Origin of the sequence: Stenotrophomonas sp. (assembly GCF_032066555.1) — a bacterium.
Classification (GTDB): domain Bacteria; phylum Pseudomonadota; class Gammaproteobacteria; order Xanthomonadales; family Xanthomonadaceae; genus Stenotrophomonas.
The window spans coordinates 15,904-29,178 of the sequence record NZ_DAMBKV010000003.1; the positions used below are offsets into that span (position 1 = coordinate 15,904).

Consider the following 13,275-nt stretch of genomic DNA (forward strand, 5'->3'; position numbering starts at 1 on the left):
GTGCGCTGCGCTTACCCGGGCTACGTTGCTGGTGATGCAGTTTTGTGGGAGAGCGTCAGCCGCAAGGCTGGCATGACATGAGCTGATGGTTTGCTGCCAGGAGCACCCCTCCCCAACCCCCCCTGCGCTGCGCGCAAGGGAGGGGGCTTGGAGCTTGCTTCGCTTTGGCTGGTCGAAACCTGCTGCCGCGCTTGCCGCTATCAGTATTTCGGTAGCCGTAGCCCGGGTAAGCGCAGCGCGCCCGGGGCTGTTCGCCGATGGACTGAAGTATCTCCAGATCACCGATACCCGGGTGCGCTGCGCTTACCCGGGCTACGTTGCTGCGGTCGCTTTCGCAGCAATCAGGGTTTCAGAAGCACCTTGCCCTTGCGCCCAGGCAACAAGCTCGCCGTCACCGCTTCTGCAACATCATCCAGCCCGTAGATCGCCTGCACCGGCAGTTCCAGCTCACCACTCAGCACACGCTGCAGCAGTTCGCCTACCAGTCGACGCTTGTTCTCAACCGACATCTGCTGGCTGACCTTGCTGCCCCAGAAGCCCTTCACCGTGGCCTGTTTGAAGATCAGGTCGCCGGAGGGAATCTGCATGGCTTCGCCGGCCATGGTGCCGAACGAAACCAACGTACCGTTGTCGCCGAGCAGTGACACCAGATCCGCGCTGGCCTTGCCGCCGATGGAATCGACTGCGGCGTGTGCGAGCGTGTCGCCAAGCAACGCCTGTGCGCGCGTCTTCCAATCCGGCTGGGTAGTAGACAGCACATTGTTGATGCCCAGTGCCTTCAATTCGTCGACACCTGCATCACGACGCACGAGCCCGAGCACCTGTACGCCGCGTGCGGCGGCGAGCATGGCCAGGGTCTTGCCGACCGCACCGTTGGCGGTGTTCTGCACGATCCATTGGCCGGGTTCGGCCCGCAGGAATTCCAGCAGCATCAGCGCGCTCAGCGGCATGGCGATCAGCTGTGCTGCGGCTTCATCGGCGATACCGTCGGGTACCGGGATGACCATACGCGCGGGGGCGATGAAGTATTCGGCCCAGGTGCCGTGCACCGAGGCGGCCATTACTCGCTGGCCGATGGTGATGCCTTCGACGCCTTCGCCCAGTGCTTCGATGATGCCTACTGCTTCACTGCCACCAATCGCTGGCAGGGTTGGCTTGTAGCCGTACTTGCCGCGTACGGTCCACAGGTCGTGGTTGTGGATGGGCGCGAGCAGGGTCTTGATCCGTACTTCGCCGGGGCCGGGCTGCGGGATGGGGCTGTCGCCCAAGGCCAGTACGTCGGCCGGTTCACCGAAGGTGGTGTGGATGGCGCTACGCATGTTTGTCTCCTCTTGCGGGTCAAAACCGGGGTCAGAGTGGGGTTTCGGAACGAAACCCCACTCTGACCCCGGTTTTGACCCGGCTTTTGATCTCGAATCAGGCGGCGGTTACGTGCAGGCGAACATCCACATTGCCGCGCGTAGCGTTGGAGTACGGGCAGATCTTGTGCGCGGCTTCGACCAGGCACTGGGCATCTGCCTGCTCCAGGCCCTTCACTTCGACGTGCAGGTCGATATCCAGTGCGTAGCCGCCTTCGACGGTCTGGCCGATGCCGACTTCCACCGAAGTGGCGGTGCCCGCCGGCTGCAACTGCAGCTGCTTGGCCGCGACCGGTAGGGCGTTGTCGAAGCAGGCGGCGTAGCCCAGCGCGAACAGCTGCTCGGGGTTGGTGCCGGCCTTGTTGGAGCCTGGCAGTGCCAGATCAAAGCCGAGGCTGCCGTCGTCCAATGCGGTGTGGCCGGCGCGACCACCGGTGGCGGTGGCGCGGGTTTTGTAGAAGATCTTCATCGGCGATTCCTAGGTAGAGGTGCGTCTGTCGGATGCAAATGCGGGAGCGTTGTTGATCGCTTGTTTCCCGGGTGCGCTTCGCTTACCCGGGCTACGGGGTTATGGCGCTCGGGCCAGTTGTGCGAGCAGGGCTTTGGCCACGGCTTCGGAGCTGGCCGGGTTCTAGCCGGTGACGAGGTGGCCGTCGCTGAGTACGTAAGGCGCCCAATCCGGCCCCTTGCTGTAGTCGCCGCCGAGGCGGGTGAACTCGTCTTCGATCAGGAACGGCACCACGGCGCTCAGACCGATGGCGTCTTCTTCGCTGTTGGAGAAACCGGTGACCTTGCGGCCGGCAACCAACGGCTTGCCGTCGGCGGCGCGCGCGGCGATCAGCGCACCGGGGGCATGGCAGACCAGACCCAGCGGCTTGTTGGCGCGGTCGAAGGTTTCGATCAGGGCAATGGAGTCGGCATCGCGGGCCAGATCCCACAGCGGGCCGTGGCCGCCGGGGTAGAACACCGCGTCGAACGTGCTGGCGTCGATCTGCTTCAGCGGCAGTGTTGTGGCCAGCTGCTGCTGGGCATCGCGGTCACTGCGGAAACGGTCGGTGGCGGGAGTCTGTGCATCGGGCTCATCGCTGCGCGGGTCCAGCGGCGGTTGCCCGCCAGCCGGCGATGCGAGGGTAATGGTGGCGCCGGCATCCTTGAACACGTAGTACGGGGCGGCGAACTCCTCCAGCCAGAAGCCGGTCTTGTGCCCGGTGTCGCCGAGCTGGTCGTGCGAGGTCAGTACGAACAGAACATTCATGGCAGTGCCTTCAATGAGTGGAGGTGGAACGTGCGACGGCGTTGCCGCACAACAGCAGGTGCTCGGTGGCTTCGCGTGCCTGTTGCAGTGGCAGGCGGTCCTGGCTGAGCTTGGACAGCAGGGCCGCGCCCAACCACATCTGGTACAGCACGCGGGCGACATCCAGTGCGGGCTTGCCGTTCGGCAGCGAGCCGTCGGCGCGGCCTTCTTCGACCAGCGCGGCAATGCGCTGCAGCAGACGCTGCACGCCCTGGTCGAGCACGCGGCGCATGTCCTCGGAAAGGTCGGACACCTCCGCGGCCAGCTTCACCACCAGGCATTCCTCGGCCCAACCCTGCGCCGGATCGGCCGGGTCACGCGCCCAGGCGTCCCAGTAGCGCATCAGCCGTTCGCGACCGTTGCCGGGCTCGGCCAGCAGCTGCTCGAGCTTGCACCCGTAGCCGTCTACGTACTGTTGCAACAGCTCGCAGCCGAACACTTCCTTTGACGCGAAGTAGTGATAGAACGAGCCCTTGGGCACGGCGCAGGCCTTGAGGATTTCCTGCAGGCCGAGGGCGGCAAAGCCCTTCTGCAGGACCAGCCGGTAGCCGGTGTCCAGGATGTGCTGGCGGGTGGCTTGGGCTTTGGGGGAGAGGTTCATGGGGATGGAGCTTACTTCGAATAGACCGGTCGTCTATTAACGGATAATTACTAGGGAGAAGCAGGCAGATGCAGCCATCCCTTCTCCCGCATACGGGGTTAAGAACAGGCGTTTACGGGCCGTAGGCACGTGACTGTTCGTACGCTCCGCGTGCTACGCGAGGCCGGGGCGCGGAGCGAGGTGCCCCGAAGGGGCGGATGAGGGGAGCTTTGGCTTTGGCTTTGGCTTTGGCTTTGGCTTTGGCTTCATCACCTAAAGCCAGGTGCGGCTGGTTTATCCGCAGATCAACGATTGCTGCTTCGCTCCGCCCTCACCCCAACCCCTCTCCCGCGGGCGGGAGAGGGGCTCTTGTCGTCGCGGGTCTCGGGGAAAGCCCAACTTCGCTCATTTCCTCGCAAGTTCCGCGCATCGCGCAACTGCGTGACTCTGGGTCCGGACCCAACTGGGTGTCCAAGCCGTCATCCGATAGGACCCAAAGGCATTGCCCCACAAGCAGCCCCAGCACAGCTTCAAATTTCAAACAAACGATTAAAACGCGGCTAATTTCGCCGAACTGGACAGCATTCCCCGCTTCCCTCACACTGCCGCCCTTCCCCGCCGACCCTTGGCACATGGCAAAACTGCTGGTCCTTCACGGCCCCAACCTCAACCTGCTGGGCACCCGCGAGCCCGACGTCTACGGCCACACCACCTTGGCCCAGATCGACGCTGCGCTGGCTGCACAGGCACAGGCACAGGGGCACCAGAGCGAACACCTGCAGTCCAACGCCGAGCATGTGCTGGTGGACCGGGTGCAGGCTGCGCGTGCCGATGGAACCGCTTTCATCCTGATCAACCCCGCCGCCTTCACCCATACCTCGGTGGCCCTGCGCGATGCGCTGGCCGGGGTGGCGATTCCGTTCATCGAGATCCACCTGTCCAACCCGCATGCGCGCGAGCCCTTCCGCCAGCACAGCTACCTGAGCGACAAGGCCGTGGGCGTGATTTGCGGCTTCGGCGCCGACAGCTACCGCTATGCGATGGACGCCGCACTGGCGCGCGTGGGAGCGGCTGCGTGAACACGCTGCCACGGTTGCTGACGGGCATGGCCGTGGCGTGCCTGCCGCTGGCGGCTGCGCATGCGCAGAACCTGGATCGAGCTGCCGAAGGCATCGACTGCGCGAATGTAACCAGCACGATGGAGAGCGACCTGTGCGCATCCGACCGTGCCAGCGATGCCGACGCACTGTTGAACACCACCTACAAGCTGGCCCGCCGCCAACTACAGCAGCAGGCCGCCGATGGCAGCTGCACGCATTGCGGCGCTGCCGAGCAGCAATTGATTGAGGCGCAGCGCGCCTGGATCCAACTGCGCGACAAGGACTGCGCTGCGGTCTACGCCTTCAATGCCGACGGCACCTCGCGCAATGGCGCGCAGATGCACTGTCTCACCACCCATGCGCAGGACCGTACCCGGCAGCTGCGCGATTTCTACGAACTTTGACCCGGGCGCACCGCGCCTTCTCCTTACTGACTTACTGCAACCAAAGAGGCCCTCATGGATCTGCGCAAAATCAAGAAGCTCATCGACCTGCTGGAAGAGTCGAACCTGGCTGAAATCGAGATCAAGGAAGGCGAAGAATCCGTGCGCCTGTCGCGCAACCCGGTTGGCGGCTACGTCGCTGCGCCGGCACCGGTCTATGCCGCTGCCCCCGCTGCTGCCGCCCCGGCCATGCCGATGAGCGGCCCGACCGAAGCCTCCACCGGCGGCACCGCCAAGCCTGGCAATGCCCTGCCGGAAGGCCACGTGCAGCGCGCGCCGATGGTCGGCACCTTCTACGCCTCGTCCTCGCCGGACAAGCCGGCCTTCGTCAGCGTCGGCCAGACTGTCAAGGCCGGTGAAACCCTGGCCATCATCGAAGCGATGAAGATGTTCAACCCGATCGAGGCCGAAGTGTCCGGCACCGTGGTGGCCATCCTCGGCGAGAACGGCAGCCCGGTTGAATTCGACCAGCCGCTGTTCGTGATTGCCTGAGGCGCCGGCCATGCTGGATAAAGTCGTAATCGCCAACCGGGGTGAAATCGCGCTGCGCATCCTGCGCGCGTGCCACACCCTGGGCATCCGCACGGTCGCGGTGCATTCCACCGTCGACCGTAACCTCAAGCACGTGGCCATGGCCGATGAATCGGTCTGCATTGGTCCGGCACCGTCGTCGGAAAGCTACCTCAACATCCCGGCGCTGATCGCCGCGGCCGAGGTCACCGACGCCCAGGCCATCCACCCGGGTTACGGCTTCCTGTCCGAGAACGCCGACTTCGCCGAGCGCGTGGAGCAGTCCGGTTTCATCTTCATCGGCCCGCGTGCGGAAACCATTCGCCTGATGGGCGACAAGGTGGAAGCCATCCGCGCGATGAAGGCCGCCGGCGTGCCGTGCGTGCCCGGCTCGGGCGGCCCGCTGGGCGAAGACATCGTCACCAACACCAAGATCGCCCGTGAGATCGGCTACCCGGTCATCATCAAGGCCTCCGGTGGTGGTGGCGGCCGCGGCATGCGCGTCGTGCATGCCGAAGGCGCGTTGAAGGCCTCCATCGAAACCACCAAGTCCGAAGCCAAGGCAGCATTCGGCAATGGTGAGGTCTACATGGAGAAGTACCTGGAAAATCCGCGTCACGTGGAAATCCAGGTGCTGGCCGACGGCCAGGGCAACGCCATCCACCTGGGTGAACGCGACTGCTCGATGCAGCGCCGCCACCAGAAGGTGGTGGAAGAAGCGCCGGCACCGGGCATCACCTCCGAACTGCGCGAGCAGATCGGCAAGGTCTGCGTGGAAGCCTGCATCCGCATCGGCTACCGCGGCGCCGGCACCTTCGAATTCCTGTTCGAAGACGGCAAGTTCTACTTCATCGAAATGAACACCCGCGTGCAGGTGGAACATCCGGTGACCGAGATGGTGACCGGCATCGACCTGGTGGCCGAACAGCTGCGCATCGCCTCCGGCCAGAAGCTGAGCATCAAGCAGAGCGACGTGGTGCTGCACGGCCACGCGATCGAATGCCGCATCAACGCCGAGGACGCGGAAACCTTCATTCCCAGCCCCGGCCTGATCACCGGCTTCTATCCGCCGGGTGGCCCGGGTGTGCGCGTTGATACGCACATCTACGCCGGCTACAAGGTGCCGCCGAACTACGACTCGATGATCGGCAAGCTGATCGTGCACGGCCCGGACCGCGAAACCGCCATTGCCCGCATGCGGGTGGCGTTGAGCGAGATGGTGGTGGACGGCATCAAGACCAACGTCGCGTTGCAGCAGCGCATCATGCGCGACCAGGGCTTCCAGGCCGGTGGGCAGAACATCCACTACCTGGAAAAGCGTCTGGCCGAGCGCAAGACGCGTTCGATCGCGCTGACCTGATCGGGGCAGCACCGGTAGTGCCGAGCCATGCTCGGCATGAAGGCCCAAAAGGCTTACCCCTCCCCAACCCTCCCCTTCGCTGCGCGAAAGGGAGGGAGCAGGAATGTAGGGCCGAGCCATGCTCGGCATGGGCATTGCCGGTCAGACCGCTGCCGAGCATGGCTCGGCACTACAGACGCAAACAGGCACAAAAAAAGGCGGGAATCCCCGCCTTTTTTTGTGCCTGCTGGAAACACCGGTTTACTCGGCTTCCACCACCGTACCCTTGAGCGGCTCGGTGCCCAGCGGCGAGGACGGATCCACCACCGTCACCGTTTCCACCGAACCGTCCGGCCATACGATCTGGAAGCTGCTGCCCGGCTGCAAGGTGTTGAACGGCATGCCGCTCTGCGCGCGGTACACCGCCGCCGCCTGGGTGGCGCCGGCACGGCGCAGGTCCTCGTCGGATTTGACGGTGGTCAGCTTGATCTTGGACAGCGCTCGGTAGCGGTCTTCATAGGTATCGATCAGCACCACGCCGACCGCGCCCGCCGAATAGGCCACGAACAACACGACCCAGATCCAGAATTTTGCACCGTGCATGAAACGTCGGTAGTTCATCGCACACCTCGCTGCGCATTGCGCAAGCTGCTGACCATCTCGTTCATTTTTTCCACACCCTGCCGCGGTACCGCAGCGTCGTAAACGAATGACTCAAAATCCTGCCTGGGATCGCGCGAACAGATCCCACCATTGGCGCAATACGCCACCATCAACGCACTTTCCGGCCCACAGGCCAGACCCAGTTGGCAGGCAGCCACCTGCCACGCCAATTGGCTGAACTGGGTGCCCGCAACCATGCCCTTGTAGGCATCGTCCCCGGCCGCTGCGGTGCCCATCGCCCCGGAGATCGCGAGGAAGGCCTCCGGGTCCAACGAGGACTGCACCCGCTCAACCAACTCACGCCGGTACCTGGGGGTTTCGCTCAAGGGCTCTCCCATCGACAGCAAGGCCGCTTCGGCCGCCAGATTGCCGGCCTTGGCCGAGGCCCGGCGCTGCTGCAGCACGCGCGCACGGCCCAGGTCATCGGCAGCGGTGAAACCCGCGCACCCCTGGCGCACCCTGCCACGCGCGGCCAGCATCGCGGAAATCGCATTGAGATCCATGCGCTGCAATGCGGCGCTGTCCAATGCATAACCCGAAGGGTCCATCGCGAACACGCCGCAGTAATCGTAGATGCGGCTCGCCACCCAGCCCGCCTCGGCATTGCCTGCATCCGCGGCTACCTGCAGCTGGTGGGCATAGGCATACAGGTCACTGCCGTTCTCGAAGGATGCGCGCAGGTCCAGCGGCAGACCCGCAGCAACCGCAGTGGATTGCTCGGGCACAACGGTAGCGGCAGCCAGCAGCGGCGCGGTCACTTCGGCGGCGGCGCCATTGCTGGCCGCCACCACTTCCGCCGTGTCCCCGTGCAGGAAACTGCCGCTGCGAACGCCCAATGCAGCCATCAGCACTGCCGCAGGCAGCACCAATAGATACCAGGGTTTTCTGGCCAGCAACGACAGCATGGGAAGCGGCAGCCCGTTACGCGGTAATAGGTCCGGAATTCTATCAATACCCGTGGCCGGGCCGGATGAATCGGCCAGCTGAACGCGCAATTGGTGCCCGCCTCGTCTAGGATGCGTGCCCTGTCCCGCCGTTGCCGTACGCCGCCATGCCCTTCCTCGAATTGACCCTGCGCTGCTCCGAAGCCACCCAGCCCCGTTACGAGAATGCCCTCGACGACGTCGGCGCGCTGGCGGTGACCATGCTCGACGCCGACGCCGATACCAGCAACGAGCGCGCGATCCTGGAGCCGGGCGTGGGCGAAACCCCGCTGTGGAACGAGCTGACCCTGAGCGCGCTGTTCCCGGCTGATACCAATGCGCTGGCCTTGCTGGCCGCGCTGGAGGCCTTCGATCCGGGCCTGGACTGGACCCACGCCAGCTTCCGCGCCGTGCAGGACGAAGACTGGGAACGCGCCTGGCTGGACCAGTTCCAGCCCATGCAGTTCGGCCAACGCACCTGGATCGTGCCGTGGAACCACGAACTGCCGGAGGCCGCGCAGACCGCTGACGCCGCCATCGTGCGCCTGGACCCAGGCCTGGCCTTCGGCTCGGGCACCCACCCGACCACCGCGCTGTGCCTGCGCTGGCTGGACCAGCTCTCGGCCGAGGGCAAGCTGGCCGGCAACACCGTGCTCGACTTTGGCTGCGGCTCGGGCATCCTCGCCCTGGCGGCGCTGAAGCTGGGTGCCGCCAAGGCGGTGGGTGTGGACAACGATCCGCAGGCCTTGATCGCCACCCACGACAACGGCGAGCGCAATGGCGTGCATATCGCCGCCTACCTGCCGGAAGACGAGCCGGTCGCCACCTACCCGGTGGTGGTGGCCAACATCCTGGCCTCGGCGCTGGACGCCCTGGCCGAACTGCTTGCCGCGCGCGTCGCTGCCGGCGGGCAGATTGCACTGTCCGGCATCCTGCACGGCCAGGAAGGCGAACTGCTGGAGCGTTACGCGACCTGGTTCGACCAGCTTGAAGCCACCCAGGATGGCGACTGGATGCGCATCACCGGCGTGCGCCGTGCTTGAATGGGGCCAGTGCCTCAGCCTGCCCTGCCATGACTGACGAAACCACGCCCACCCAGCCTTCCCTGGCCACCTTCCTGCAAGGCCCCGCCAACACGCCGGCAGCAGACGCGCGCAAGCCGGCTGCGCCGACGAACCTGCCTGCCACCCCGACTGACGACGGCACGCTCATCGCACCGGAGTTGCAGCTGGAGCTGCCGCCAGCAGCGGTGGAACCGATCAAGGCTGAGCGTCACGACGCCCAGCCGGTCGAAAAGGAGGCGGCTGTTGCAGCGGCAGATAGCAGCGTTGTCAGCGAAGGCATGGGCATCGAAAGTCCGGCCATCGTCCGCGGGCCCGCGGAGGAAGACGAGGACGAGGAGGAGGCCGGTCAGGCCGCAGCAGCAGTCGCCCCCAGCTTCGCCCGCGACAACCGCACGCAGGCCGCGCCAGCAGCCGACACGCCGCGCTGGCAATGGGGTTTGGTGCTGGCGTTGGCGCTGCTGCTCGGTCTGCAGATCATCATTGCCGACCGCGCCCGTCTGGCCGCCGATGCAGGCACCCGTCCCTTGGTCAGCGGCCTGTGCACGGTGCTGCGTTGCAGCCTGCCGCCATGGCATGAGCCCGGCGCGTTCAGCATGCTCAGCCGCGACATCCGCCCGGTCCCGGGACAGGCAGGCGCATTGCAGGTACAGGCCAGTTTCCGCAACGACGCCCGCTGGGCCCAGGCCTGGCCTGCGTTGCGGCTGTCACTGTCCGACGCCGATGGCCGGGTGATCGGCCGCCGCACGCTGCAGCCGGCCGAATACCTCGGGCCAGCGGCAGATCCGCAGGCAAGACTGGAGCCCGGACAGAGCGCGCAGGTGTCATTCCGGCTGCGCGAGCCGGCCGCGGCCACGGTCGCCTTCAGCTTCGAATTTCAGTAAACGCGGGACAATGGCGTGGCAGGCCGACGGCCCACGCGCTAGACTCCCTCCCCCATGCCGGGCCAAAGCGCCCGACCTTGCTGAACCCGGGAACTCTCCTTGAACGCTGCCCCCACCCGTCCTGACACCAGTCGTGGCGCTCCGAAGCCGCCGCTTCGCGAACACGTTGCCCAGTCCGTACGGCGCTACCTGCGCGATCTGGACGGCTGCGACGCCGACGACGTGTACGAGATCGTGCTGCGCGAGATGGAAATCCCGTTGTTCGTGGAAGTGTTGAACCACTGCGAAGGCAACCAGAGCCGCGCCGCGGCATTGCTGGGCATCCACCGCGCCACCCTGCGCAAGAAGTTGAAGGAATACGGGCTGGCGTAAAGCCCTGGGCTGCCTGTAGTGCCGAGCCATGCTCGGCAGAAGCGTTACCGGTAATCCCCGCCGTCGTACATTGCTGGGAAGGCCCCTTGCCGAGCATGGCTCGGCACTACATGTGCATTGCTGGGAAGGCCCCTGCCGAGCATGGCTCGGCACTACATGTGCATTGCTGGGAAGGCCCCTGCCGAGCATGGCTCGGCACTACACCCTGCTTCTGTGTGACCGCGCGGCTACAATACGGGCCCGCTTCCGCTTCCCCTGCCTCCCCATGTCTTCTGATCTGCTGCCCGTACGCCGGGCTCTGCTGTCCGTTTCCGACAAGACCGGCCTGATCGATCTGGCCCGTGCCCTGGCTGCCCGCAACGTCGAGCTGCTGTCCACCGGCGGCACCGCCAAGGCAATCCGCGAGGCCGGCCTGCCGGTCAAGGACGTGTCCGACGTCACCGGCTTCCCGGAAATGATGGACGGCCGGGTCAAGACCCTGCACCCGATGGTGCACGGCGGCCTGCTCGGCCGCGCCGGCACCGATGACGCGGTGATGGCAGAACACGGCATCGCCGCGATCGATCTGCTGGTACTGAACCTGTACCCGTTCGAAGCGGTCACCGCCAAGGCCGACTGCACGCTCGCCGACGCGGTGGAGAACATCGACATCGGCGGCCCGGCGATGCTGCGCAGCGCGGCCAAGAACTTCGCCCGCGTCGCCGTGGCTACCAGCCCGGACCAGTACGACGCACTGCTGGCCGAACTGGCCAGCAACGACGGCAAGCTGTCTGCCGCCAAGCGCTTCGAACTGTCGGTGGCCGCGTTCAACCGCGTCGCCCAGTACGACGCGGCGATCAGCAACTATCTGTCGGCCGTCACCGACACCAGCGCTGCGGTGCCGGTGCGCAATGAATACCCGGCACAGATGAATTCCTCCTTCATCAAGGTCATGGACCTGCGCTACGGCGAGAATCCGCACCAGAGCGGCGTGTTCTACCGCGACCTGTACCCGGTGGCGGGCACCCTGGCCACCTTCGTGCAGCTGCAGGGCAAGGAACTGAGCTACAACAACCTGGCCGACGCTGACGCCGCCTGGGAATGCGTGCGCCAGTTCGACGTGCCAGCCTGCGTCATCGTCAAGCACGCCAACCCGTGCGGCGTGGCCGTGGCTGCCGATGTCGGCGCCGCCTACGAGATGGCCTACAACACCGACCCGACCAGCGCCTTTGGCGGCATCCTCGCCTTCAACCGCACGCTGGACGCGGCAACCGCCAAGGCCATCCTCGACCGCCAGTTCGTCGAAGTGCTGATCGCACCGGATTACGAGCCGGCCGCATTGGATTACGCCACCAAGAAGGCCAATGTGCGCGTGCTGCGCATCCCGGCCGGCGATGCCCGCAACAACTACGACACCAAGCGCATCGGTTCGGGCCTGCTGGTGCAGAGCGCCGACAACCGCGGCATGCGCGCCGACGAACTGAAGACCGTCACCCAGCGCGCGCCGACCGCGGCCGAGCTGCGCGATCTGCTGTTCGCCTGGCGCGTGGCCAAGTACGTCAAGTCCAACGCGATTGTCTACGCCAAGGACGAGCGCACCATCGGTGTTGGCGCCGGCCAGATGAGCCGCGTCTACTCCGCCCGCATCGCCGGCATCAAGGCGGCGGATGCTGGCCTCGTGGTGCCGGGCTCGGTGATGGCATCCGATGCGTTCTTCCCGTTCCGCGACGGCCTGGACGCCGCTGCCGAAGCCGGCATCACCGCGGTGATCCAGCCGGGTGGGTCGATGCGTGACAACGAAGTGATCGCTGCTGCCGACGAACATGGCATCGCCATGGTGTTCACCGGCGTGCGTCACTTCCGTCACTGATTCCGTTACCGAGAGCTGGCACATGGCGACCAGGGTTTTCCCGCGTTTGATTTCCCTGCTCGCCGTCGCCCTGCTGGCCGCGTGCCAGCAGGGCACGCCCGCACAGGGTGATGCTCCAACAGCAAAGCCGAAACTCAGCTACGAGGCCGGGGTGATGGCGGTACTGCAGGAACGCTATGGCAGCACCGTGCAGCTGCAAGGGCAATGGACGCAGCAACTGAATGATGCCGATCTGGGTCAGGCACGTCCGGTGCATCGCGATATCTGCGCCGACCAGAGCATCAAGGTGCAAAACGGCAACTACCGCATGCTGGCGATCTGCACCACGTACGACGATGCCAGCCCGATTGAACTGGGCAGCACCGATTTCATCGTCCTGCAGCGTGCCGCCGATGATGGCATCAGCATCGCCGCCGAACTGCTCGGCCAGGGCAGTGGCACCGGCGGCAAACCGGGCACTGTCACGATCCTGCAGATGGGTGCCGATGTCTGGGGTTTCCAGGTCGACGACGAACTGGTGGTAGTCGGCGCAGCAATGCGCAACCGCGCCTGGTACGTGTTCGATGGCGGCAAGACCTTGTCCAGCGCAGGCTGGCTGCGCAGCCATCTGGATGATCGCAACGCCATCGACTGCAATGCCTCCGGCAACTGTTCGCATGGCCGCCTGGACCTGAACTTCGACGCGACACCCGACAACAGCCAGCCGCAGCTCGCCAATTGGCCGCTGCGCGTGCAGGAGAAAGGCCGGGGCTGCGCGGGGGCTGCCAACAAGACCCACAGCATCGCCTACGACAGCGCGCAGGCGCGCTACCTGATTCCGCCGAGCATGCAGATCGAAAGCTGCGATTGATGCGCAAGGCGCGCACATCGCCCGCACGCACTGCACTCCACCCCTGAGC

Annotated in this window: 15 protein-coding genes; 9 read left to right on the forward strand and 6 right to left on the reverse strand. The window is 65.5% G+C overall.

Annotated elements, in window-relative coordinates; translation table 11 throughout:
• Positions 1-341: 341 nt before the first annotated feature.
• The 4 genes from RT131_RS04955 to RT131_RS04970 all read right to left on the reverse strand — a co-directional run bounded on the left by RT131_RS04955 (position 342) and on the right by RT131_RS04970 (position 3,253).
• The gene (locus RT131_RS04955; protein ID WP_313170812.1) at positions 342-1,319 is read right to left on the reverse strand and encodes a zinc-binding dehydrogenase; all 978 of its coding nucleotides are present in this window, start codon (positions 1,317-1,319) and stop codon (positions 342-344) included.
• 97 nt (positions 1,320-1,416) lie between these two features.
• Positions 1,417-1,827, reverse strand: a complete 411-nt coding sequence (locus tag RT131_RS04960) for an organic hydroperoxide resistance protein (protein WP_313170814.1) — start codon at positions 1,825-1,827, stop codon at positions 1,417-1,419.
• A gap of 162 nt (positions 1,828-1,989) precedes the next feature.
• A complete protein-coding gene (locus tag RT131_RS04965; RefSeq protein WP_313170816.1) occupies positions 1,990-2,613 on the reverse strand; it encodes a type 1 glutamine amidotransferase domain-containing protein in 624 nt (207 codons plus the stop codon).
• A 10-nt stretch (positions 2,614-2,623) separates the two neighbouring features.
• Positions 2,624-3,253, reverse strand: coding sequence for a TetR/AcrR family transcriptional regulator (locus RT131_RS04970; RefSeq protein WP_313170817.1), 630 nt, complete (start codon positions 3,251-3,253; stop codon positions 2,624-2,626).
• Positions 3,254-3,864: 611 nt separating this feature from the next.
• On the opposite strand from RT131_RS04970, the gene aroQ reads away from it, so the two are divergent.
• The 4 genes from aroQ to accC are packed head-to-tail and all read left to right on the forward strand — an operon-like array spanning position 3,865 to position 6,645.
• Positions 3,865-4,311, forward strand: coding sequence for a type II 3-dehydroquinate dehydratase (aroQ, locus tag RT131_RS04975; protein ID WP_293707546.1), 447 nt, complete (start codon positions 3,865-3,867; stop codon positions 4,309-4,311).
• Positions 4,312-4,337: 26 nt separating this feature from the next.
• The gene (locus tag RT131_RS04980; protein ID WP_313171333.1) at positions 4,338-4,736 is read left to right on the forward strand and encodes a lysozyme inhibitor LprI family protein; all 399 of its coding nucleotides are present in this window, start codon (positions 4,338-4,340) and stop codon (positions 4,734-4,736) included.
• 54 nt (positions 4,737-4,790) lie between these two features.
• Positions 4,791-5,267 (forward strand): acetyl-CoA carboxylase biotin carboxyl carrier protein, encoded by a 477-nt coding sequence (gene accB, locus RT131_RS04985; RefSeq protein ID WP_313170818.1) that lies wholly within the window; start codon positions 4,791-4,793, stop codon positions 5,265-5,267.
• Positions 5,268-5,277: 10 nt separating this feature from the next.
• Positions 5,278-6,645: an acetyl-CoA carboxylase biotin carboxylase subunit gene (gene accC, locus RT131_RS04990; protein WP_282272814.1), complete on the forward strand. Its 1,368-nt coding sequence runs from the start codon at positions 5,278-5,280 to the stop codon at positions 6,643-6,645.
• 240 nt (positions 6,646-6,885) lie between these two features.
• Here accC and RT131_RS04995 read toward each other — a convergent pair whose 3' ends face one another.
• Together RT131_RS04995 and RT131_RS05000 are read right to left on the reverse strand one after the other, a co-directional pair.
• On the reverse strand, positions 6,886-7,245 hold the full coding sequence (locus RT131_RS04995) for a hypothetical protein (RefSeq protein ID WP_313170820.1): 360 nt from the start codon (positions 7,243-7,245) through the stop codon (positions 6,886-6,888).
• Positions 7,242-8,192: a hypothetical protein gene (locus RT131_RS05000; protein ID WP_313170821.1), complete on the reverse strand. Its 951-nt coding sequence runs from the start codon at positions 8,190-8,192 to the stop codon at positions 7,242-7,244. Before RT131_RS05000 ends, RT131_RS04995 begins: the two co-directional genes overlap by 4 nt.
• A 146-nt stretch (positions 8,193-8,338) precedes the next feature.
• Between RT131_RS05000 and prmA the strand changes: the two genes are divergently transcribed.
• The 5 genes from prmA to RT131_RS05025 all read left to right on the forward strand — a co-directional run bounded on the left by prmA (position 8,339) and on the right by RT131_RS05025 (position 13,226).
• Positions 8,339-9,253, forward strand: a complete 915-nt coding sequence (gene prmA / locus RT131_RS05005; RefSeq protein WP_313170823.1) for a 50S ribosomal protein L11 methyltransferase — start codon at positions 8,339-8,341, stop codon at positions 9,251-9,253.
• A 29-nt stretch (positions 9,254-9,282) separates the two neighbouring features.
• Complete coding sequence (locus RT131_RS05010) at positions 9,283-10,155, forward strand: DUF3426 domain-containing protein (protein WP_313170825.1); 873 nt, start codon at positions 9,283-9,285, stop codon at positions 10,153-10,155.
• Between the two features lie 99 nt (positions 10,156-10,254).
• On the forward strand, positions 10,255-10,527 hold the full coding sequence (fis, locus tag RT131_RS05015) for a DNA-binding transcriptional regulator Fis (RefSeq protein ID WP_057626401.1): 273 nt from the start codon (positions 10,255-10,257) through the stop codon (positions 10,525-10,527).
• Between the two features lie 265 nt (positions 10,528-10,792).
• Positions 10,793-12,376, forward strand: a complete 1,584-nt coding sequence (gene purH, locus RT131_RS05020; protein ID WP_313170828.1) for a bifunctional phosphoribosylaminoimidazolecarboxamide formyltransferase/IMP cyclohydrolase — start codon at positions 10,793-10,795, stop codon at positions 12,374-12,376.
• A 22-nt stretch (positions 12,377-12,398) separates the two neighbouring features.
• On the forward strand, positions 12,399-13,226 hold the full coding sequence (locus RT131_RS05025) for a hypothetical protein (protein ID WP_313170830.1): 828 nt from the start codon (positions 12,399-12,401) through the stop codon (positions 13,224-13,226).
• The last annotated feature ends 49 nt before the right edge of the window (positions 13,227-13,275 follow it).

Coding starts and splice junctions, on each gene's coding strand:
- RT131_RS04970 (WP_313170817.1), bottom strand. CDS start 3,253: ATGAACCTCTCCCCCAAAGCCCAAGCCACCCGCCAGCACATCCTGGAC.
- RT131_RS05025 (WP_313170830.1), top strand. CDS start 12,399: ATGGCGACCAGGGTTTTCCCGCGTTTGATTTCCCTGCTCGCCGTCGCC.
- RT131_RS04980 (WP_313171333.1), top strand. CDS start 4,338: ATGGCCGTGGCGTGCCTGCCGCTGGCGGCTGCGCATGCGCAGAACCTG.
- RT131_RS04995 (WP_313170820.1), bottom strand. CDS start 7,245: ATGAACTACCGACGTTTCATGCACGGTGCAAAATTCTGGATCTGGGTC.
- prmA (WP_313170823.1), top strand. CDS start 8,339: ATGCCCTTCCTCGAATTGACCCTGCGCTGCTCCGAAGCCACCCAGCCC.
- RT131_RS04955 (WP_313170812.1), bottom strand. CDS start 1,319: ATGCGTAGCGCCATCCACACCACCTTCGGTGAACCGGCCGACGTACTG.
- RT131_RS04965 (WP_313170816.1), bottom strand. CDS start 2,613: ATGAATGTTCTGTTCGTACTGACCTCGCACGACCAGCTCGGCGACACC.
- RT131_RS05010 (WP_313170825.1), top strand. CDS start 9,283: ATGACTGACGAAACCACGCCCACCCAGCCTTCCCTGGCCACCTTCCTG.
- purH (WP_313170828.1), top strand. CDS start 10,793: ATGTCTTCTGATCTGCTGCCCGTACGCCGGGCTCTGCTGTCCGTTTCC.
- RT131_RS05000 (WP_313170821.1), bottom strand. CDS start 8,192: ATGCTGTCGTTGCTGGCCAGAAAACCCTGGTATCTATTGGTGCTGCCT.
- RT131_RS04960 (WP_313170814.1), bottom strand. CDS start 1,827: ATGAAGATCTTCTACAAAACCCGCGCCACCGCCACCGGTGGTCGCGCC.
- accB (WP_313170818.1), top strand. CDS start 4,791: ATGGATCTGCGCAAAATCAAGAAGCTCATCGACCTGCTGGAAGAGTCG.
- aroQ (WP_293707546.1), top strand. CDS start 3,865: ATGGCAAAACTGCTGGTCCTTCACGGCCCCAACCTCAACCTGCTGGGC.
- accC (WP_282272814.1), top strand. CDS start 5,278: ATGCTGGATAAAGTCGTAATCGCCAACCGGGGTGAAATCGCGCTGCGC.